The organism is Cedecea colo (assembly GCF_011808225.1).
In the GTDB taxonomy this organism is placed as follows: Bacteria; Pseudomonadota; Gammaproteobacteria; order Enterobacterales; family Enterobacteriaceae; genus Dryocola; species Dryocola colo.
On the sequence record NZ_SOYS01000004.1, the window covers coordinates 1 to 21,193 of the forward strand.

Below are 21,193 nucleotides of genomic sequence, written 5' to 3' on the forward strand. Positions count from 1 at the left end.
GAGCCGTTACCTCACCAACTGGCTAATCCCATCTGGGCACATCTGATGGCAAGAGGCCCGAAGGTCCCCCTCTTTGGTCTTGCGACGTTATGCGGTATTAGCCACCGTTTCCAGTGGTTATCCCCCGCCATCAGGCAGTTTCCCAGACATTACTCACCCGTCCGCCACTCGTCAGCAAAGCAGCAAGCTGCTTCCTGTTACCGTCCGACTTGCATGTGTTAGGCCTGCCGCCAGCGTTCAATCTGAGCCATGATCAAACTCTTCAATTAAAAGTCTGATGTGCTGCAACTCGTGCAGCGATGCTCAAAGATTACTTTCAAATAATTCACTTAAATGAATTACTGTCTGGTCACTCTTCAAGGCTTGATATTTTTTTGCACCCGAAGATGCTGAGATATCAACCCTGCGAGTGCCCACACAGATTGTCTGATAAATTGTTAAAGAGCGGTGCAATCAGCGGCTCAGCCTGCTGTTGCGAGGTGGCGTATATTACGCTTTCCTCTTTCAGAGTCAAGCGTTTATTTTCGCTTTCGTCTGCCTGACGGGCCGGTTTGTAAGCCGTTGTGCCGTGTCAGTGGAGGCGCAGTATAGGGATTTTTCGGAACGTGACAACCCCTATTTTCAAAATAATTTTCAATCGCGCATTTTTTAATCGTTACGCCGATTTTTGACGCGTTTTAATCGCTTCTGGCAGGTCAGCAAGGCTATTAATGACAAAATCCGCCGCGGACTCACCTTCTTCAGTTACCGGCTTGCCGCTACGTACCAGCACTTTTGTTCCTACCTGCGCAGCGGCTGCCGCCTGCATGTCTTCAACTTTGTCGCCCACCATATAAGAAGAGGCCATATCGATGTGAAGATACTCAGCGGCGGACAACAGCATGCCCGGTTGCGGTTTGCGGCAGTCGCAGGACTGACGAAACTCTTCTATTACTGCTTCCGGATGGTGCGGGCAATAATAGATACCATCGAGATCCACTCCACGGTCAGCCAAAGACCAGTCCATCCATTCGGTCAGATTTTCAAAAGCATCTTCCGTGAACATGCCGCGGGCGATGCCCGACTGGTTGGTGACCAGCACCAACGCATAGCCCATTTCTTTTAATTCACGCATAGCGTCGATCACGCCATCGATAAATTCAAACTGGTCGACTTCATGGACGTAACCATGATCGACATTAATAGTGCCATCGCGGTCGAGAAAAATAGCGGGTACGGACTGTGCCACCTGGAAACTCCTGATACGGGATTATTGCCCTTAGTATCGCATGATTTAGAGGACGGGTGAGAATAGAGCATCACACCCTGATTGATTTAGACGTCTGGATGCCTTAACATCCATATCGATGACGAACATTACCCGTTATCGGCAGTAGAAAATGCCACGGCTAACTCTTATACGATAATAAATAACCTAATGATTAAACTTTCAAACATCACCAAAGTGTTTCAGCAAGGGAACCGCACCATACAGGCGTTGAATAACGTCAGTCTGCACGTTCCTGCTGGACAAATTTATGGCGTGATTGGCGCATCCGGCGCGGGTAAGAGTACCTTGATCCGTTGCGTGAACCTGCTGGAGCGTCCAACGCAAGGCTCCGTACTGGTTGATGGCCAGGAGCTGACGACGCTGTCTGAAGGTCAACTGACGAAAGCTCGCCGCCAGATTGGCATGATCTTCCAGCACTTTAACTTACTCTCGTCCCGCACAGTTTTCGGCAACGTAGCCTTACCGCTGGAGCTCGACAATACGCCGCGCGAAGAAGTTAAGCGTCGCGTTACCGAGCTTTTGGATCTCGTCGGCTTAAGCGAAAAGCATGACGTCTATCCGGCTAACCTTTCTGGCGGGCAAAAACAGCGTGTAGCCATCGCGCGTGCGCTGGCCAGCAATCCTAAAGTGTTGCTGTGCGATGAAGCCACCAGCGCGCTTGACCCTGCCACTACCCGTTCCATTCTCGAATTACTGAAAGACATTAATCGTCGTCTTGGCATAACCATCCTGCTTATCACCCACGAAATGGACGTGGTGAAGCGTATCTGTGACTGCGTAGCCGTTATCAGCGACGGCGAGCTAATAGAGCAGGATACCGTAAGCGAAGTGTTCTCTCATCCGAAGACCCCGCTGGCGCAGCAGTTTATTCAGTCCACCCTCCACCTGGATATTCCGGAAGATTATGCTCAACGCCTGAGCGCAGAAAAGCGCGATAAAACTGTTCCCTTATTGCGTCTGGAATTTACCGGTCAGTCGGTTGATGCACCTTTACTTTCCGAGACAGCCCGCACCTTCAATGTAAACAGCAACATTATTAGTGCGCAGATGGATTATGCCGGTGGCGTGAAGTTCGGCATCATGCTGTGCGAAATGCATGGTGAACATCACAACACGGAAGCCGCCATCGCCTGGCTGCAGGAACAACATGTAAAAGTAGAGGTGCTGGGTTATGTCTGAGCCAATGATGTGGTTACTTCTTAAAGGCGTCTATGAAACGCTGGCGATGACCTTTGTGTCCGGCTTCTTTGGTTTTGTTATCGGCCTGCCGGTAGGCGTGCTGCTTTATATTACGCGTCCGGGACAGATTAGCGCGAACGTGAAACTCTACCGCGCTATGTCAGCGCTGGTGAATATCTTCCGCTCCATTCCTTTCATCATCTTGCTGGTATGGATGATTCCTTTTACCCGCGCGATAGTCGGGACTTCCATCGGCCTGCAGGCTGCTATTGTGCCGCTGACCGTGGGCGCTGCGCCTTTCATCGCACGTATGGTGGAGAATGCGCTGCTGGAAATTCCATCGGGCCTGATTGAAGCATCCCGCGCTATGGGGGCGACGCCTATGCAGATTATCCGCAAAGTTCTGCTGCCTGAAGCGCTGCCGGGCCTGGTCAATGCGGCCACTATCACCTTGATTACGCTGGTAGGTTACTCTGCTATGGGCGGTGCGGTTGGCGCCGGCGGCTTAGGCCAGATTGGTTATCAGTATGGTTATATCGGTTATAACGCTACCGTGATGAATACGGTATTAGTGTTACTGGTGGTATTAGTGTATTTAATTCAGCTATCTGGCGATCGTATCGTCCGGACTGTTACTCACAAATAAGACGTTCAACACAACATCGTTTTTACTCAAGTAAGGAAGGGATATGTCTTTTAAATTTAAAACCTTTGCGGCGGTTGGTGCTTTGATTGGTTCACTGGCTCTGGTGGGTTGTGGTCAGGATGAAAAAGATCCAAACCATATTAAAGTTGGCGTTATTGTGGGTGCTGAACAGCAGGTTGCTGAAGTGGCGCAGAAAGTTGCCAAAGAGAAGTATGGTCTCGACGTTGAGCTGGTGACCTTCAACGATTACGTGCTGCCAAACGAAGCGCTGAGCAAAGGCGATATCGACGCTAACGCCTTCCAGCACAAACCATACCTCGATCAGCAGATCAAAGATCGCGGCTACAAGCTGGTGCCCGTTGGCAATACTTTCGTTTACCCGATTGCCGGCTACTCCAAAAAAATCAAATCCCTGGATGAACTGCAAAACGGCGCACAGGTAGCCTTGCCAAACGACCCAACTAACCTTGGCCGTTCCCTGCTGCTGCTGCAAAAACAAGGGCTGATTAAGCTGAAAGACGGCGTGGGTCTGCTGCCAACCGTACTGGACGTCACCGAGAATCCAAAAAATGTGAAGCTGGTTGAGCTGGAAGCGCCTCAGCTGCCACGTTCCCTTGACGATGCCCAGATTGCGCTGGCGGTTATCAACACCACTTATGCAAGCCAGATTGGCCTGACTCCAGCGAAAGACGGTATCTTTGTGGAAGATAAAGATTCTCCATATGTGAATCTGGTGGTGGCTCGCGAAGACAACAAAGACGCAGAAAACGTGAAAAAATTCGTTGAGGCTTACCAGTCTGACGAAGTTTATGAAGCGGCAAATAAAATCTTCAACGGCGGTGCGGTTAAAGGCTGGTAAATTTCCCTTTCACTCTTTTTACGTAAATAATCTAAGACGGGCTCATGCCCGTCTTGTTATTTTTGCAAGAGCTTGATTCAATATTCCCGATTTATCATTCATTGAGGAAAAATTATGCGTGCTTTACCGATCTGTTTATTAGCAGTCATACTGAGCGGCTGTTCTATGCTAAACAGATCCCCCGTTGAACCCGTTCAAAGCACTGCAACACCAGCGAAAGCTGAGCCTGCTAAGCCTAAAGCGCCGCGCCCGGCTCCGGTAAAAATTTATACCAATGCAGAAGATTTGGTCGGTAAGCCATTCCGCGATCTGGGCGAAGTCAGCGGAGAATCCTGCCAGGCAAGCAATCAGGACTCCCCGCCGAATATCCCAACCGCACGTAAGCGTCTGCAAATTAACGCATCAAAAATGAAAGCGAACGCGGTACTGTTGCACAGCTGCGACGTTACCAGCGGTACGCCAGGCTGCTATCGCCAGGCGGTTTGCGTTGGTTCTGCGCTGAATGTTTCGGCGAAATGACAGCATTCGCCTTTGAACAGATTGGCGTAATCCGCTCCCCGTACAAAGAGAAGTTTGCCGTTCCGCGCCAGCCAGGCCTGGTTGCGGACGGAGGCGGCGAACTCCATTTGCTGCCACCTTTCAATCTGGCCGATGCCGTGCGCGGCCTGGAAGGCTTTAGCCATCTATGGTTGTTATTTGTCTTCCACCAGACGATGGAAGGCGGATGGCGTCCCACCGTGCGCCCACCCCGTCTTGGCGGCAATGCGCGTATGGGCGTCTTTGCTACGCGCTCAACCTTCCGCCCTAATCCTATTGGCATGTCGCTGGTAGAGCTGAAAGGCATTCGCTGTGAGAAAAACCAGCTGATTCTGGACCTCGGCAGCCTGGATTTAGTTGATGGCACGCCGATAGTCGATATCAAGCCCTATCTGCCGTTTGCCGAAGCATTACCTCAGGCCGTTGCGGGCTATGCCCAGGCCGCACCCGTTGCGGATATGCCGGTTTATTTCACCACCGATGTGCAGCAACAATTAGCCAGGCTGGATAATATCTGGCCGAATATTACGCGCTTTATTCAACAGGTATTGGCCCAGGATCCTCGTCCAGCTTATCGTAAGGGCGAAGACGCGGGTAAAATCTATGCCGTACTGCTGCTTGATTTCAATGTGCGCTGGCGCGTGACGGAGCGGGGTTTTGAAGTGTTTGCCGTTGAAGAACGCTAATTTATCGCCCCTCTCTTTTGACATCCCTGCCACACTGGTAAACTAAACCACTTTTTTGAAGCAGGCTGCTTTGCAGCCGGTTAACAGCCGTTCAAATGGAACCGTAACAACATGCGTACTAGCCAATATCTGCTCTCCACTCTGAAGGAGACACCTGCCGACGCCGAAGTCATCAGTCATCAGCTGATGCTGCGCGCCGGGATGATCCGCAAACTCGCCTCCGGCTTATATACCTGGTTGCCGACCGGTTTGCGCGTCCTGAAAAAAGTCGAAAATATCGTGCGTGAAGAGATGAACAACGCCGGTGCCATCGAGATGTGCATGCCCGTTGTTCAACCCGCCGATCTGTGGCAGGAGAGCGGTCGTTGGGAACAGTACGGCCCGGAACTGCTGCGTTTTGTCGATCGTGGCGATCGTCCGTTTGTGCTCGGCCCAACGCACGAAGAAGTCATCACCGACCTGATTCGTAACGAGCTGAGCTCTTACAAACAGCTACCGCTGAACTTCTTCCAGATCCAGACCAAGTTCCGTGACGAAGTGCGCCCACGCTTCGGCGTCATGCGCTCCCGCGAATTCCTGATGAAAGATGCTTACTCTTTCCATACTACGCAGGAATCTTTGCAGGAAACTTACGATGCGATGTACCAGGCCTACAGCAAAATCTTTACCCGCATGGGTCTGGATTTCCGCGCTGTGGAAGCGGATACCGGTTCCATCGGCGGCAGCGCATCTCATGAGTTCCAGGTGCTGGCGCAGAGCGGCGAAGATGACGTTATCTTCTCTACAGAATCCGATTACGCCGCCAACATCGAATTTGCAGAAGCGGTGGCGCCTGCTGGCGGCCGTGCAGCGCCAACGGTAGAAATGACGCAGATCGATACTCCGAATGCGAAAACCATCGCGGACCTGGTTGAGCAGTTCAATCTGCCGGTTGAGAAAACCGTAAAAACGCTGCTGGTCAAAGCGACCGAAGGCAGCGCTTATCCCCTGGTCGCGCTGTTGGTTCGCGGCGATCATGAGCTGAACGAAGTGAAAGCAGAAAAACTGCCGCAGGTAGCAAGCCCGCTGACCTTCGCCACTGAAGCAGAAATCCGCGCCGTGGCTAACGCGGGTCCGGGTTCTCTTGGTCCGGTAAATCTGCCGATTCCGGTAGTGATTGACCGCACCGTAGCCGCGATGAGCGATTTCGCCGCTGGCGCAAACATCGACGGCAAACACTTCGTGGGCATTAACTGGGAGCGCGACGTAGCTCTGCCGCAGGTTGCGGATATCCGTAACGTGGTGGAAGGCGATCCAAGCCCGGACGGCAAAGGCACTCTGCTGATTAAACGCGGTATCGAAGTGGGACATATCTTCCAGCTCGGCAGCAAGTATTCCGAAGCGATGAAAGCGTCCGTGCAGGGCGAAGATGGCCGTAACCAGACGCTGACCATGGGCTGCTACGGTATCGGCGTGACGCGCGTTGTCGCTGCCGCCATCGAGCAGAACAACGACGAGCGCGGCATTCTGTGGCCGGACGCCATCGCACCGTTCCAGGTCGCTATCCTGCCAATGAACATGCATAAGTCTTTCCGCGTGAAAGAGCTGGCGGAAGAACTTTATTCCACCCTGCGCGCTAAAGGCATTGACGTGCTGATGGACGACCGTAAAGAGCGCCCGGGCGTAATGTTTGCGGATATGGAACTGATCGGTATTCCACATACCGTGGTTATCGGTGACCGCAATCTCGACAGCGAAGAAGTTGAATACAAAAACCGCCGCGTCGGTGAGAAGCAGATGATCAAAACCGGCGAAATCATTGATTTCCTGCTGGGTCAGATCCAACGCTGAGCTTTCTCTTGCCCATAAAAATGCCCTGCTTTTGCAGGGCATTTTAGAGTGCTGATAAAGAAGGAGAAAGCGTAACTTTTCCTTCTTTGTGGTTACCAGCCGGAAATCAATGCCTTGATTTTGCTTATTTTTTATTCGGTGGCATACGTTCAGCCTGTGCTGGTTGAGAGTTTGTCATCAGTCTGAAATGCCCTGCTTTTGCAGGGCGTTTTTTATTAGTCGGCACAATTTTTACCAGCTTCGAACCTGGCCGATTTATCCGCCACCAGCGTTTTTTGCAGCTCGCCGCTGTCCGGCGACGCCTGAAGCGTAAAGTGCGCTTCAATCTTTAACAGCACCGGCTGCATATCTTTGCCGCGGGCCGCAGCGTAACCGCGTTCAAGTTCCGCATTGCTGGCCACCGCAAAGGTGCGTCCTGTGGCGCAATCCTGGAAAATCGCCGCGTCAGCCATGTATTTATACATCCCTTTCATCGCCATTGGCGTAGCGGGCAAAGCGTCGTTTGTTGGTTTCAGCGTGTAGTCAAACTGTGACGCAATGGGATTCCCCTCGCGGCCGAGCATCTCCAGGCCGTCGGCCTGCGGACGAAAATAGAGCTTTTCGCCGTCGCTTTCTGTCAGCACCAGCTTATCCGCCGTGCGCGCCCAGCTACCATAAGAGGCAAATACCGCAGGTGATTTTGCGCCCTGATAACGCTGGTTCATTACCCAACTGCCGTCCTTCTCAAGAAATAATGAGGTTTCGATACCTTCGCAATCTGCACAGGGTAGCAGGCCCTTATAGCTCTGCTGCATCGGTTTTAATTCGGCGGCCTGCGTGGGTTGCAGCGTCTGCACTTCGGCACGATTGTTACAGCCAAAGAGGGCAAAAAGGCTACAGACTGCCGCCGCTGATAATAAAAGTTTTTTCACCATCTATTCCTTATGCTGGTTATCTCTGGCCCCTTTTCACTCGGGGCGACGAACTTTGCCGCGCAGCGATTTCGTGGTTGATTTTTGTGCTTTAGATGCCAGACGCCGCTCTTTTGAAGCCCGCGTCGGCCTGGTTGCCCGACGGCTTTTTTGCTCGGCGGTTAATTCCTTGATCAAGGAGACCAGGCGGGCAACGGCGGCTTCACGGTTCATCTCCTGGCTGCGATATTCCTGCGCCTTGATCACTACCACGCCATCGGGCGTGATCAGATGGTGGCTCGCCGCCAGCAGCCGTTCTTTGTAATACTCCGGCAAGCTGGAAGCCCGGATGTCAAAACGCAGATGAATAGCCGTTGAGGTTTTATTCACATGCTGACCGCCCGCCCCCTGCGCCCGGATAGCCGTAATCGTTACTTCTTGATCGGGTATTTCAACCGTTCGGGAAACGCTAATCATTAATGGCGAAGCCATGCGGTAAAGTGTATTTCAACGTTGTTTTCGGCATCCGACAGCCAAATTGCGCCATCCTGGATGGTCGCCTGCAAATTCATGCTGCGCGTGCCGAACTCGCTTAACTTCGCCAGTTGCTCATCGTCCAGATACCAGATGCTGAGGTTTTTAAACTGGCTCAGTTTGTTCTGATTTTGCTGCCACCATATTTCAGCCGCACGACTATTGTAGGTAAACAGCGCCACTTCCGCCGACTGGCTGCAGGCTTTTTTCACCCGCCGCTCTTCCGGCAGACCCAGCTCAATCCACAGATCGATACCCAAATGATCGTTGTGCTGCCAAATCTCAGGCTCTTCTTCCGCACTTAAACCACGGGAAAATTGCAGACGCTCGTCCGCATATTTAATCCACGCCAGCAGGCGTAGCATCATGCGTTCTTGCGTTTCAGATGGATGGCGCGCCAGCGTCAGGTTGCTATCCAGGAACTTGTTGCGATCGAGATCGGCAACGTTCACCATCGCTTTGTAGATTGTCGCTTTTAACGCCATCACACTTCTCCAGATTTATTTGGCGTTCATTGTAGCGAAAACCCCGCTAAAACGCTGTTATCTATTCATCAGCGCAGGTATTTACGCTGCTGATATCGGTTTCATGCCTGTGGTATAGTCACCTTGCTAAACAGAGTTTATCTTCGTAGGCTTAAGTTCCATCCACGATTAAGTCTGAAGTCGAGACTCTGACAGGAGGGCGTGTGGAAAAGTATTGTGAACTGGTTCGACAGCGCTATGCGGAGATCGCAAGCGGTGATTTAGGTTACATTCCGGATGCATTAGGCTGCGTCCTTAAGGTACTGGATGAAGTGGCCTGTAACGAAGCACAGCCAGAATCTATCAGGGAACAGGCGGCGTATGCTGCCGCGAACTTACTGGTGAGCGATTATGTCTTTGAATGATACCTATCAACCCATCAATTGTGATGACTATGACAATCTCGAACTCGCCTGCCAGCATCACCTGTTACTGACGCTGGAACTGAAGAGCGGAGAGGTTTTAAAGGCGAAAGCAAGCGACCTGGTGTCTCGTAAAAACGTCGAATATTTGATTATTGATGATGCGGGTAGCACGCGTGAAGTTCGGCTCGATAAAATCACCAGCTTCAGTCACCCTGAAATTGGAACCGTCGTCGTTAGCGAAGAATGATCCTGACGCGATAGATGCAAATGGGCAGCCACCGGCTGCCCGTTTTTTTATGGTTTCATGGAAGAATAATACGCGGCAAGGTTGCTGATATCCTCGTCGGACAGGCCGCTGATGTAGGCCTTCATGATTTCCGCCTGCCCGCCGCTACGCTCGCCTTTCTTGTATGCCTGAAGCGCATGCTCAAGGTATTTTTCGTTTTGTCCGGCAAGGTTCGGGTACACAGGCACGGAAGCCTTACCGTTCGCGCCGTGACAGGCCACGCACATCACGGCTTTTTGCTCGCCCGCTTGCGCATCGCCGTTTGCAAGCGCGGGTAAACTACACATCATCAGCCCAATCAGGGTAATCGCTCGTTTCACTGCTGTTTCTCCTTTTGCCAGTCTATATGCCAGCATGATCGATCCGTTGCCTGCCCCTCGCGGGTGACAAAAATGCCCGGAGCGGTAATTAACTGCTCGCCATAAAATACCAGCGGGGTGATATTGCGCTGCCATGAAGGGATCTGCAACTCCTGCCAGATTTTCTTCAGGTTTCTGCCACGTTCGCGCCCGACGATATGGTGATTACCGCTTGCTTTAAAACGGATAGTGACCGCTTCGTCATGACCAGGGGCTCGAACAGCCTGCCCGTCAGCGCTAAGTTTCAACGTGCCAAGGCCCGCAGGAAGGTGCAGCGGAGCGTAAGGCGCCAACCAGTGCACTACAGCATCGCCCTGCCCGTCCAGCAATGGCACCCAGTAAAGCGCTTCCTGAAAACGACGGACTTCGTAATGGCCAAACTTCAGGCGAGGATTCGCATCCTCGCGGCTGGACGCAACCTCATCCCAGACGCGCTGTAAGGCGGCCCGTGAAGGCATGGCCGCTTTATGAAAAGCAAACCAGCGTCGCAGAAGCGCTGCCCGGCGAGCTTCGCTCAGGCCGGTTAACGGTGCGATACGCAAAGCGCCATCGTCCTGCAACAGTGCGGAAAGCTGCTCCGCCAGCAGTTCATCCAGCAGCGCCTCCTGCTCGCCGCAAAGCTCGGCGCTGCGGGCTACGCTGCGGGTAAAATGCGGCCAGCGCTGCTGTAAAACAGGCACAACGCGCAGCCGCAGGAAGTTTCTGTCGTAAGCGTCGTCCTGATTGCTCTCATCCTCAATCCACGTTAGCTGATGAGTTTTTGCCCATTCTTCTAACGCTGCGCGGCTCTTACCAAGCAGCGGGCGCAACAGCGTCGTTCCCGCAAAACCAAGCTTTGTCGGCATTGCCGCAAGACCAGCCGGGCCGCTGCCGCGTTTAAGCGCCAGCAAAAACGTTTCGCACTGATCGTCAAGGTGCTGGGCAGTTAACAGCGCTTCGCCCGGCCGCAGTTCAGCAGTTAACGCCTGATAGCGGGCCGCACGCGCCTGCGCTTCAATACCTTTTCCGTCATCCGCCAGATGCACATAAGCCACTTCAAGAGGAACGTTCCACTGCGCGCAAAGCCGCTCGCAGTGGCTCACCCATTCATTAGCATGAGGACTGATCCCATGATGAATATGCATGGCGCGCAGTTGCAGATCGGGGGTGACAGTTTCACGCAGCGTAACCAGCTGATGCAGCAAAACCGTGGAGTCCAGCCCACCGCTAAACGCCACCAGCAGATTGCGGTGCGGATGAAGTAGTGACAGTAATGGGTGGAGATCCATAATCAGTAATTTACGTGAGGGTTTGCCCGGCACGTTACCGGGCAACGACGAGAGAGGCAAGCGTTACTGCTGGTAAAGTTCCAGCGGCAGGCCGTCAGGATCGGCAAAAAAGGTGAATCGCTTATCGGTAAAGGGATCGATGCGAACGGGTTCGCAGGTTACGCCATGCTTTTCCAGATGCGCAATTGCCTGATCGAGATCTGCAACGCTAAATGCCAGATGGCGCAGACCACATGCTTCCGGGCGGCTTGGGCGCGCAGGTGGGAACGGGAAGGAAAAAAGCTCGATGACATACTGGCCGTTTAACGCCAGATCGCCTTTCCAGGAATCCCGCTCCTCGCGGTACGCTTCCGCCTGCAGCGTAAAGCCCAGAATATCGCAGTAAAACTGCTTACTGCTTTGATAATCCGAAGCGATAATGGCGATGTGATGAACCTGCTTTAAACCCAGCATATATACTCCTTTGTCTTTGTTGCACGGTAACCACCATGCCACGGCAAATCAAGGCGCTATACCGCTTTTAAGACTCGTACCCGGTATATGCCATCCTCTCCAAGCGTCGCGCCATGAATATCGGTTTCAAAGCCGGGATAATGCTCGCCTACCGAACAGAGCATTAGCAGAAAATCCAGCACCGCACGGCTTTCGTTGGTGATCATCTCACCCGGCATCACGACCGGCACGCCCGGCGGATAAGGCAGTATCATGTTGGCAGAAACCCGGTTGAGCAACTCCTCGATCTCGACCGTTTCCACGTTACCTTTTACCTGCTGTTGATAAGCCTGATGCGGCGTTAGCTTCATCTCAGGCAGGACGTCAAACGCCCGCAGCATTAAGTCCGGCAAATTATGCTGTTTGATGAGCTTATGAATCCCCTGGGCAAGGTCCTGAATACGCATATTGCGGTAGAAGTCAGGATCTTCGGCATAGAGATCCGGCAGCATATTTCTGACCCGCAGATTGAGATCGTAGGCGCGTTTAAATTCGGTCAGGCCGCGTAGCAGGCTAAGCGCTTTGGTTTTATCGATACCGATGCTAAAGAGGAACAGCAGGTTGTATGGCCCGGTCTTTTCCACCACCACGCCGCGCTCGTCGAGAAACTTCGCCACCAGCGCTGCCGGAATGCCTTCCTCAGCCATGCTACCCAGCTCGTTCATACCGGGCGTAAGAATAGTGACTTTAATCGGATCGAGATACATATGATCGTCATCGGCATCTTTAAAGCCATGCCAGTCTTCTTCACCGGGTGAGATTGGCCAGCAGGCGGCTTCGTCGATGTATTCCGGCTGCCAGATATCGAAGAACCAATCCTCCGACTCTTCACGCAGGCGCTGAACCTCACGGCGAAAATGCAGCGCACGCTCCACGGAGCGGTTAATCAAACGCTTGCCGGGATTGCCGCGTAGCATGGCGGCTGCCGTTTCTATGGATGCCACCAGCGGATAGCTCGGCGAAGTGGTGGTGTGCATCATGTAGGCTTCATTAAAGGTTTGCTCGTCATAATCGCCTTTAATGTGAATCAGAGAAGCCTGCGAAAGCGCCGCCAGTAATTTGTGAGTGGACTGCGTTTCATAGAAAACTTTGCCCGCTACTCGTTCGCCGCTCATGCCGCTTTTGCCCTGATAAATCGGATGAAAATTGGTATAGGGAACCCAGGCGGAATCAAAGTGGATTGAAGGAACGTCCAGCGTATGCTTAATAAATTCGGTGTTGTAGAGCAGGCCGTCATAAGTCGAATTGGTGATGACGGCATGTACCGGCCAGCGGGCATCTTTCGTGGCGGCCACTTTCTCTTCAATGCTCTCGCGCAGGAATTCGCGTTTCGGAATGCCGCCCAGAATACCCAAAGCGTTACGCGTGGGCTTGAGCCAGATGGGCACCAGGTCGGTCATCATCAGCAGATGCGTCAGCGATTTATGGCAGTTGCGGTCAATTAAAACGGTGCTGCCAGAAGGCGCGGCGTACATCCCGACAATTTTGTTCGAGGTGGATGTGCCGTTGGTCACCATATAGCTTTGCTCCGCCCCAAAGGTGCGGGCAATATACTCTTCGGCTTCCAGATGCGGGCCGGTATGGTCGAGCAATGAACCCAGCTCGGTTACTGAAATAGACACATCTGCTTTTAAGATATTTCCACCAAAGAAGTCGTAGAACAGGCAGCCCACCGGGCTTTTCTGATAGGCCGTTCCCGCCATATGCCCCGGCGTACAGAACGTATACTTGCCTTCTTTAACGTAGGTGAACAGCGCTTTGGTTAAGGGCGGCGTGATGTTATCGAGATACTCATCGGTATATTGCCTGATACGCACGGCGATATCGTCCGCAGCGCTGAGAGCATATTCAAAGAACCACAGCGCCATGCGCATCTCGTTGACGCTGACATCCAGCGACGAGTGAGTATTGATAAAGGCGTAAAGCGGCAGGTACTCGTTAAGCAAATTAATTTCGCTGCACAAATCGAGGCTGTATTCATCCCAGTCGAAAATCACCCCGCAAATTCTTGGGTTGTGCTCGATGAGTTTCAGCAGATCGGTGCTGTTGGTCGGATAGATGAGCTGGAATCCCTGTTTCTCCAGCTGCTGATGCAGCTCTTTGATCGGCTCGTCTTTATAAAAAACGCCCTGCGGCCCCATGATGGCGATGATATTCACAGCTTACCTCCTGGCAAAAGTCTCAGGTAAGCATAGCGCAATGCGCTTTTGCGGGAGACGCCAGACGCAAAAAGGGCCGGAAAATCCGGCCCTTAAGGTCAAACTGGAGCAAGCAATCAGGCGTAGCCGTAGCTCATCAAACGCTGATAACGGCGGTTAAGCAGTTCGTCTTTGTTCAGTACATCCAGATCGGCGAGATCCGCCAGCAGCTGCGCTTTCAACGACGCGGCCATCACTTCAGGATTACGATGCGCGCCGCCCAGTGGTTCAGGGATAACGGTATCGACAAGCTTCAGCTCTTTCAGACGCGGGGCGATAATGCCCATCGCTTCTGCGGCAAGAGGGGCTTTATCAGCGCTCTTCCACAGAATGGAAGCACAGCCTTCCGGGGAGATAACGGAATAGGTGCTGTACTGCAGCATATTCACCTTATCGCCAACGCCAATCGCCAGCGCACCACCGGAACCGCCTTCGCCAATTACCGTACAGATGACCGGCACTTTCAGGCGAGACATTTCACGCAGGTTGCGGGCGATGGCTTCGGACTGGCCACGCTCTTCCGCGCCCACGCCCGGATAGGCGCCGGGGGTGTCGATGAAGGTAATGATTGGCATATTGAAACGCTCAGCCATCTCCATCAGGCGCAGCGCTTTACGGTAGCCTTCCGGTGCCGGCATCCCAAAGTTACGGCGGATTTTCTCTTTGGTTTCACGCCCTTTCTGGTGGCCAATGATCATTACCGGACGGCCATCAAGACGCGCAATGCCACCGACGATAGCTTTATCGTCAGCGTAGGCGCGGTCGCCCGCCAGTTCGTCAAACTCTTCAAAAGCGAGACGAAGGTAATCGAATGTATACGGGCGCTGTGGATGGCGCGCCAGTTGAGCAATTTGCCATGCTCCTAAATCTGCGAAGATTTTACGTGTCAGTTCTACGCTTTTTTCACGCAGACGCTGCACTTCTTCGTCCAGATTAATATCCAATTTTTCATCCTGACGGCTAACGGCGGTCAGGGAATCGATTTTCGCTTCCAGCTCTGCAATCGGCTGTTCGAAATCAAGGAAATTCAGACTCATAGTATTCCTGTTTTAGTCAAACTCCAGTTCCACCTGCTCTGACTCTGGCAGCGTTCTCAGCTTCCAGTTCAGTCGTTTAGAGCCGGAAGAACATCAATCACACCCCAGTACCATTCCACCTGCTCCGAACCTGGCAGCGTTCTCAGCTTCCAGTTCAGACGCTTAGAGCCGGAAGAACATCAATCAAATTCCAGTTCCACCTGCTCTGACCCTATCAGACTACGCAAATCGTTAAGTAAACGATCGCTGGGTGAGACACGCCATGCTGCGCCAAAGCGCAACCGCGCACGTGCATCTTCCCGCTGATAGTAGAGATGTACCGGAATTGTCCCCGAACGGTGGGGTTCCAGAGACTGACGGAGACGGTTTAAAAGCTGGTCATCAATTTGCCTGTCCGTCAGCGAGATAGCAAGCCCACGAGCATACTTTTCACGGGCTTCATCAATGTCCATCAATTCGCGAGCGGTCATTTTAAGGCCGCCGCTGAAATCATCAAAGCTGACCTGTCCGCTGACGATCAGGATACGGTCTTTTTCCAGCAGATGCTGGTACTTTTCTAACGCATCTGTGAATAACATCACTTCCAGACGACCGGAACGATCGTCGAGAGTACAGATGCCAATGCGATTGCCGCGCTTGGTAATCATTACCCGCGAAGCAATCACCAGACCCGCAGCCGTGGTCATTTTACCACGTTCTGTCGGGTGCATCTCTTTCAGGCGCATGCCGCCGACATAGCGCTCAATTTCTTTCAGATACTGGTTGATAGGGTGACCGGTAAGGTACAGCCCCAGCGTTTCGCGCTCGCCTTCCAGCACCGTGTGTTCTGGCCACGGAATTACGCTGGCATAGGATTGCTCAATTTGCTCCGGCTCTTCGGCCAGCACGCCAAACATATCCGCCTGGCCAATCGCTTCTGCTTTCGCATGCTGATCGGCGGCTTTCAGCGCATCGCCAAGCGCATTCATCAGCGCGGCGCGATGCGGCCCAAGCCTGTCGAACGCACCGGACATAATCAGTTTTTCCAGCACGCGCCGGTTCAGCTTCTTCGTATCTGTACGGGCACAGAGATCGAACAGCTCGCGGAAATAGCCGTCTGCGTTACGGGCTTCCAGTATCGCTTCTATTGGGCCTTCACCCACGCCTTTAATCGCGCCGATGCCGTAAACAATTTCGCCGTCGTCGTTAACGTGGAAATGGTACAAGCCGGAATTAATGTCCGGCGGCAGAATTTTGAGCCCCATCCGCCAGCATTCATCCACCAGGCCTACAACCTTCTCGGTGTTATCCATATCGGCGGTCATTACCGCCGCCATAAACTCTGCCGGATAGTGCGCCTTAAGCCACAGCGTCTGGTAGGAAACCAACGCATAGGCAGCGGAGTGGGATTTGTTAAACCCGTAACCGGCGAATTTTTCCACCAGGTCGAATATTTTTATCGCCAGCTCGCCGTCAATACCGTTGGCTTTGGCGCCGTCCTCGAAGCTCGACCGCTGCTTGGCCATCTCCTCCGGTTTCTTTTTCCCCATCGCACGACGCAGCATATCCGCGCCGCCGAGGGTATAACCGGAGAGCACCTGGGCTATCTGCATAACCTGTTCCTGATACAGGATAATGCCGTAGGTCGGCTCCAGCACCGGCTTCAGGCTTTCGTGCTGCCACTGAATATCAGGATAGGAAATCGCTTCGCGCCCGTGCTTACGGTCGATAAAGTTATCTACCATGCCGGACTGCAACGGACCCGGACGGAACAGGGCCACCAGTGCGATCATATCCTCAAAGCAGTCAGGCTGCAGGCGCTTGATCAGATCCTTCATGCCGCGAGATTCAAGCTGGAATACCGCGGTGGTTTCCGAGCGTTGCAGCATGTCGAAGCTTTTCTTATCGTCGAGCGGGATAGCCGCGATATCAATCGGCTCAAGCCCCTGTTTTGCCCGACGCGGGTTAATCATTTTCAACGCCCAGTCGATGATAGTGAGCGTACGCAAACCAAGGAAGTCAAACTTCACCAGGCCCGCGTATTCCACGTCGTTTTTATCGAACTGGGTGACCGGGTTTTGCCCTTGGTCGTCACAATAAAGCGGAGCGAAATCGGTGATTTTAGTCGGGGCGATAACTACGCCACCGGCGTGTTTACCGGCGTTACGCGTCACACCTTCCAGCTTGCGCGCCATGTCAATCAGCGCTTTGACTTCTTCGTCCGCGTCGTAGATCTCAGGCAGCTGGGGTTCGGCTTCGAAGGCCTTCGCAAGCGTCATGCCCGGATCGGGCGGGATCAGCTTAGAAATGCGATCGACAAATCCGTACGGATGGCCCAGCACGCGGCCCACGTCGCGGATAACCGCTTTCGCCGCCATGGTACCAAAGGTAATAATCTGCGATACCGCATCGCGACCGTACATTTCGGCAACGTGATCGATAACCCGATCGCGTTTTTCCATGCAGAAGTCGATGTCGAAGTCCGGCATCGACACACGTTCCGGGTTGAGGAAACGTTCGAACAGCAGGTCAAACTCCAGCGGATCCAGATCGGTGATTTTTAGCGCATAAGCCACAAGCGAGCCCGCACCAGAACCACGGCCCGGGCCTACGGGAACGCCGTTATCCTTCGACCACTGGATAAACTCCATCACGATCAGGAAGTAGCCAGGGAAACCCATCTGGTTGATAACCTGAAGTTCAATATCCAGACGTTCGTCATACGGTGGGCGCTTTTCGGCGCGTTCAGCCGGGTCCGGGAACAAGAATTCCAGCCGTTCTTCCAGCCCTTCTTTGGATTTTACAACCAGGAAATCTTCGGTGGTCATATTTCCGGTCGGGAACTGCGGCAGGAAGTATTCACCCAGCCTGACGGTGACGTTACAGCGGCGGGCAATCTCAACGCTGTTTTCTAATGCTTCCGGGATATCCGAGAACAGCTCGCACATCTCTTCTTCGCTACGCATGTATTGCTGCGTGGAATAGTTGCGCGGGCGTTTTGGATCGTCGAGCGTAAAGCCATCGTGGATGGCAACGCGGATTTCGTGTGCATCGAAGTCGGTGGCGTCAATAAAACGGACGTCGTTAGTCGCCACAACCGGCAGGCCGCGCTCTTCGGCAAGGGCAACCGCGGCATGCAGATAATTTTCTTCATCGGCACGGCCCGTACGGATCAGTTCCAGATAGAAGCGATCGGCAAAATGCTGCTGGTAGAATTCCAGGCACTGATCGACCTGAACATGATTTCCACGCAACAAGTTTTTGCCAATATCCCCCATCCGCCCGCCGGAAATCAGGATCAGCCCTTCGTTCAGCTCCGCAAGCCAGCCGCGATCGATAACCGGCCCCGCGGCGCCGTAGCCACGCTGATAGGCTTTAGAAATGAGTAACGTCAGGTTCTGGTAGCCGACATTGTTCGCGGCAAGCACGGTAAGATGGCTAAGCTCATCGCCCAGCAATTCATTGGCGACGTTAAAATCGGCGCCAATAATGGGTTTGATGCCGGCGCCATGGGCACCGCCATAAAACTTCACCAGGCCACACAGGTTGGTAAAATCGGTAATAGCTAAAGCCGGCATATTCAGCGCCGCGGCTTTTTTCATCAGCGGGCCGATTTTTGCCAGCCCATCAATCATGGAATAATCACTGTGCACCCGCAGGTGAACGAAACGTGGTTCAGCCATTTTTCATTCCGCTTAAATATGTACCAGATACCCGTAGATCAGGACGCCAGCCCAAGGGCCCGTTTGACCGGAGCAAAACTGCGACGATGGTGCTCAGTGGCACCGTGCTTTGCCAGCTTTTCGAGGTGAAAAGCCGTTGGGTAGCCCTTATGCTGGGCAAAACCGTACTGTGGAAAATTCAAATCCAGGGTCGCCATTTCGCGGTCGCGCGTGACTTTGGCAAGTATTGACGCGGCGCTTATCTCAGCAACCCGGCTATCTCCTTTTACTACTGCCAGCGAAGGCATGGGCAATGCAGGGCAGCGATTTCCATCGATGAGTACGTATTCCGGCGTAATGGCCAGGCCCGCAACGGCACGCTGCATAGCAAGCATGGTTGCGTGCAAAATATTTAGCCTGTCGATTTCTTCCGGTTCGGCGCGCCCAAGGCTCCAGGCGAGCGCTTTTTCAATGATTTCATCGTAGAGCGCATTACGTCTTTTTTCCGAAAGTTTCTTTGAATCTGCAAGACCGATAACAGGTTTTGTCGGATCGAGGATAACGGCGGCGGTGACGACAGCGCCAACCAGCGGGCCGCGGCCCACTTCATCCACACCCGCAACCAGATGCGCGTGCGGATAAATAAATTCTATCATTGGGCTAACTCCAGCACGGCGTCAGCCGCCTGAACGTCCGCATTACAGCGAATTTGTTCATGCAGGGCGCGGAAGGTGTCGTGCATTTGATGACTCTGCGCACCGTCTTCAAGCAGCGGTTCCAGGGCGGCCGCCAGCGCGACTGGTTCACACTCTTCCTGCAGCAGCTCTTTTACAAGCTCGCGACTGGCGAGGAGGTTAGGCAGAGACACATAATCGGTTTTCACCAGGCGCTTCGCCAGCCAGAAGGTGAACGGCTTCATGCGATAACCGACCACCATCGGGCATTTCGCCAGCATGCACTCAAGCGCCGCAGTGCCGGAAGCCAGCAACGCAGCGTCGCTTGCGACCATCGCCTCGCGCCCCATTCCGTCCAGCAAATGCACGTTCAGCTCGGGTGCGATTTCGGCTTTAATTTGCTCAAACTGTTCGCGTCTTTTGGCGTTCACCAGCGGCACGACAATTTCAAGATCCGGGAAGCGACGCCGAAGAAGCTGCGCGGTTCGCAGGAAATCGGCGCTTAGCATCTCAACTTCAGCACCGCGGCTGCCGGGCAGCAATGCCAGACATTTCACATCAGGGGATATGCCAAGCGTTGCGCGGGCGGCGTTTTTGTCAGGATCAAGCGGCATGGCATCGGCCATGGTATGACCGATAAAACGGCAGGGAACGTTAAACCTGTCATAAAACGCTTTTTCAAAAGGCAGGAAGGCGAGCACCAGATCGGTGGCTCTACCAATTTTGAAAACGCGTTTCTGGCGCCATGCCCAGACGGAAGGGCTGACGTAATGAATCGTGCGAATGCCCTGCTTTTTGAGATTGCCTTCCAGGGTGATATTAAAATCAGGCGCGTCGATACCGACGAACACATCTGGCTGCAACTCAGTAAAACGGCGGGTTAAATCAGCGCGAATATGCAACAAACGGCGCAGGCGGCCAAGCACTTCCACAATGCCCATTACCGCCAGCTCTTCCATTTCATACCAGGCTTCACAGCCTTCAGCCTGCATGCGCGGACCCGCAACACCCACAAAGCGGGCATCCGGGTGCTGCGCTTTCAGAGCGCGGATTAAACCTGCACCAAGAATATCGCCGGAAGTTTCTCCGGCGACCAGGGCAATTGTCAGGGGACGACCAGGCTTCATTTAACGGATCAGACCGCGCGTGGAGCGCGAAAAGAATTCAACAAATGCGTTAACTTCCGGATGCTGTTTAGCAAGCTCAGCGATTTCCGGTTTTGCCTCGTCGAGGGTTTTACCACTGCGGTACAGCAGCTTGTAAGCGTTGCGAATAGCGTGCAGCGCTTCTTTGCTGAAACCACGGCGTTTTAACCCTTCAAAATTGACGCCAAACGGCGTCGCGTGGTTGCCCTGCGCAATAACGTACGGCGGAACGTCCTGTGCTACGCCGGAGCAGCCGCCAACCATCACGTGCGCACCAATAATGCAGAACTGGTGCACCGCAGTCATGCCGCCGATGATCGCAAAATCATCGACAGAAACGTGGCCTGCAAGCGTTGCGTTATTCGCGAGGATACAGCGATTCCCGACGGTACAATCGTGCGCCACATGGGCGTTGATCATCAGCAGGTTATCGCTGCCCACCTTCGTCAAGCCACCGCCCTGTTCTGTTCCACGATGGATGGTGACGCTCTCGCGAATGCGGTTGCGATCGCCAATCTCCACGCGAGTGGGTTCACCTGCATATTTAAGATCCTGGTTAACTTCACCAATGGAGGCGAACTGGTAAATCTCGTTATCACGGCCAATGATCGTATGACCATTTACCACAACATGAGATTTCAGAACGGTTCCCTCACCGATCTCAACATGCGGGCCAACTACGCAAAACGGGCCAATATGGACGTTAGCACCAATAACGGCGCCCTCTTCCACAATGGATGATGGATGAATAAAGGCGGATTTATCAATCACGT

The 21,193-nt window shown here is 53.3% G+C and carries 21 protein-coding genes and 1 rRNA gene; 8 read left to right on the plus strand and 14 right to left on the minus strand.

Translation table 11 applies throughout. The features are described 5' to 3' along the window. A 16S ribosomal RNA gene (locus tag E2L00_RS10400) occupies positions 1–269 on the minus strand; the annotation flags it as partial. A gap of 386 nt (positions 270–655) precedes the next feature. Further along, complete coding sequence (gene gmhB / locus E2L00_RS10405) at positions 656–1,228, minus strand: D-glycero-beta-D-manno-heptose 1,7-bisphosphate 7-phosphatase (RefSeq protein WP_167610813.1); 573 nt, start codon at positions 1,226–1,228, stop codon at positions 656–658. A gap of 189 nt (positions 1,229–1,417) precedes the next feature. Between gmhB and metN the strand changes: the two genes are divergently transcribed. The 6 genes from metN (at position 1,418) to proS (ending at position 7,007) form a co-directional block, all read left to right on the plus strand. Beyond that, positions 1,418–2,449, plus strand: a complete 1,032-nt coding sequence (gene metN / locus E2L00_RS10410; RefSeq protein ID WP_167610816.1) for a methionine ABC transporter ATP-binding protein MetN — start codon at positions 1,418–1,420, stop codon at positions 2,447–2,449. Beyond that, entirely contained in the window at positions 2,442–3,095 is a 654-nt protein-coding gene (locus tag E2L00_RS10415) for a methionine ABC transporter permease MetI (protein ID WP_167610819.1), read from the plus strand. Before metN ends, E2L00_RS10415 begins: the two co-directional genes overlap by 8 nt. A gap of 43 nt (positions 3,096–3,138) precedes the next feature. Beyond that, a complete protein-coding gene (metQ, locus tag E2L00_RS10420) occupies positions 3,139–3,954 on the plus strand; it encodes a methionine ABC transporter substrate-binding lipoprotein MetQ (RefSeq protein WP_167610822.1) in 816 nt (271 codons plus the stop codon). A 114-nt stretch (positions 3,955–4,068) separates the two neighbouring features. Next, positions 4,069–4,473: an Rcs stress response system protein RcsF gene (gene rcsF / locus E2L00_RS10425; protein WP_167610825.1), complete on the plus strand. Its 405-nt coding sequence runs from the start codon at positions 4,069–4,071 to the stop codon at positions 4,471–4,473. Next, entirely contained in the window at positions 4,470–5,177 is a 708-nt protein-coding gene (gene tsaA, locus E2L00_RS10430; protein WP_167610828.1) for a tRNA (N6-threonylcarbamoyladenosine(37)-N6)-methyltransferase TrmO, read from the plus strand. The genes rcsF and tsaA overlap by 4 nt, the downstream gene beginning before the upstream one ends. Before the next feature lie 111 nt (positions 5,178–5,288). Then, positions 5,289–7,007, plus strand: a complete 1,719-nt coding sequence (gene proS / locus E2L00_RS10435) for a proline--tRNA ligase (protein ID WP_167610831.1) — start codon at positions 5,289–5,291, stop codon at positions 7,005–7,007. Positions 7,008–7,222: 215 nt separating this feature from the next. On the opposite strand, the gene nlpE is transcribed toward proS, so the two are convergent. The 3 genes from nlpE to E2L00_RS10450 are packed head-to-tail and all read right to left on the minus strand — an operon-like array spanning position 7,223 to position 8,916. Then, positions 7,223–7,918: an envelope stress response activation lipoprotein NlpE gene (nlpE, locus tag E2L00_RS10440; RefSeq protein WP_167611647.1), complete on the minus strand. Its 696-nt coding sequence runs from the start codon at positions 7,916–7,918 to the stop codon at positions 7,223–7,225. 36 nt (positions 7,919–7,954) lie between these two features. After that, on the minus strand, positions 7,955–8,374 hold the full coding sequence (gene arfB, locus E2L00_RS10445; protein WP_167610834.1) for an alternative ribosome rescue aminoacyl-tRNA hydrolase ArfB: 420 nt from the start codon (positions 8,372–8,374) through the stop codon (positions 7,955–7,957). Beyond that, positions 8,374–8,916 carry a YaeQ family protein gene (locus tag E2L00_RS10450; protein WP_167610837.1) on the minus strand — a complete coding sequence of 181 codons (543 nt, stop codon included), beginning with the start codon at positions 8,914–8,916 and terminating at the stop codon, positions 8,374–8,376. Before E2L00_RS10450 ends, arfB begins: the two co-directional genes overlap by 1 nt. 203 nt (positions 8,917–9,119) lie before the next feature. Here E2L00_RS10450 and E2L00_RS10455 point away from each other — a divergent pair, with 203 nt between their 5' ends. Both E2L00_RS10455 and rof read left to right on the plus strand, forming a co-directional pair. Next, the gene (locus E2L00_RS10455; RefSeq protein ID WP_167610840.1) at positions 9,120–9,320 is read left to right on the plus strand and encodes a YaeP family protein; all 201 of its coding nucleotides are present in this window, start codon (positions 9,120–9,122) and stop codon (positions 9,318–9,320) included. Then, complete coding sequence (gene rof / locus E2L00_RS10460) at positions 9,307–9,567, plus strand: Rho-binding antiterminator (protein WP_167610843.1); 261 nt, start codon at positions 9,307–9,309, stop codon at positions 9,565–9,567. The genes E2L00_RS10455 and rof overlap by 14 nt, the downstream gene beginning before the upstream one ends. A 47-nt stretch (positions 9,568–9,614) precedes the next feature. Here rof and E2L00_RS10465 read toward each other — a convergent pair whose 3' ends face one another. From E2L00_RS10465 to lpxA, 9 genes are all read right to left on the minus strand, one after another. Next, positions 9,615–9,896 carry a c-type cytochrome gene (locus E2L00_RS10465; RefSeq protein ID WP_236127725.1) on the minus strand — a complete coding sequence of 94 codons (282 nt, stop codon included), beginning with the start codon at positions 9,894–9,896 and terminating at the stop codon, positions 9,615–9,617. A gap of 26 nt (positions 9,897–9,922) precedes the next feature. Continuing rightward, positions 9,923–11,233 (minus strand): tRNA lysidine(34) synthetase TilS, encoded by a 1,311-nt coding sequence (gene tilS, locus E2L00_RS10470; RefSeq protein ID WP_167611650.1) that lies wholly within the window; start codon positions 11,231–11,233, stop codon positions 9,923–9,925. A gap of 63 nt (positions 11,234–11,296) precedes the next feature. Beyond that, entirely contained in the window at positions 11,297–11,686 is a 390-nt protein-coding gene (locus tag E2L00_RS10475) for a VOC family protein (RefSeq protein ID WP_167610849.1), read from the minus strand. A 56-nt stretch (positions 11,687–11,742) separates the two neighbouring features. Then, positions 11,743–13,884: a lysine decarboxylase LdcC gene (locus tag E2L00_RS10480; RefSeq protein WP_167610852.1), complete on the minus strand. Its 2,142-nt coding sequence runs from the start codon at positions 13,882–13,884 to the stop codon at positions 11,743–11,745. A gap of 116 nt (positions 13,885–14,000) precedes the next feature. Beyond that, positions 14,001–14,960 carry an acetyl-CoA carboxylase carboxyl transferase subunit alpha gene (accA, locus tag E2L00_RS10485; RefSeq protein WP_167610855.1) on the minus strand — a complete coding sequence of 320 codons (960 nt, stop codon included), beginning with the start codon at positions 14,958–14,960 and terminating at the stop codon, positions 14,001–14,003. A gap of 179 nt (positions 14,961–15,139) precedes the next feature. Continuing rightward, positions 15,140–18,622 (minus strand): DNA polymerase III subunit alpha, encoded by a 3,483-nt coding sequence (gene dnaE, locus E2L00_RS10490; RefSeq protein ID WP_167610858.1) that lies wholly within the window; start codon positions 18,620–18,622, stop codon positions 15,140–15,142. 38 nt (positions 18,623–18,660) lie between these two features. Continuing rightward, complete coding sequence (gene rnhB / locus E2L00_RS10495; protein ID WP_167610860.1) at positions 18,661–19,257, minus strand: ribonuclease HII; 597 nt, start codon at positions 19,255–19,257, stop codon at positions 18,661–18,663. Then, on the minus strand, positions 19,254–20,402 hold the full coding sequence (gene lpxB / locus E2L00_RS10500) for a lipid-A-disaccharide synthase (RefSeq protein ID WP_167610863.1): 1,149 nt from the start codon (positions 20,400–20,402) through the stop codon (positions 19,254–19,256). Before lpxB ends, rnhB begins: the two co-directional genes overlap by 4 nt. Next, positions 20,403–21,191, minus strand: a complete 789-nt coding sequence (lpxA, locus tag E2L00_RS10505) for an acyl-ACP--UDP-N-acetylglucosamine O-acyltransferase (RefSeq protein ID WP_167610866.1) — start codon at positions 21,189–21,191, stop codon at positions 20,403–20,405. Positions 21,192–21,193: the final 2 nt, after the last annotated feature.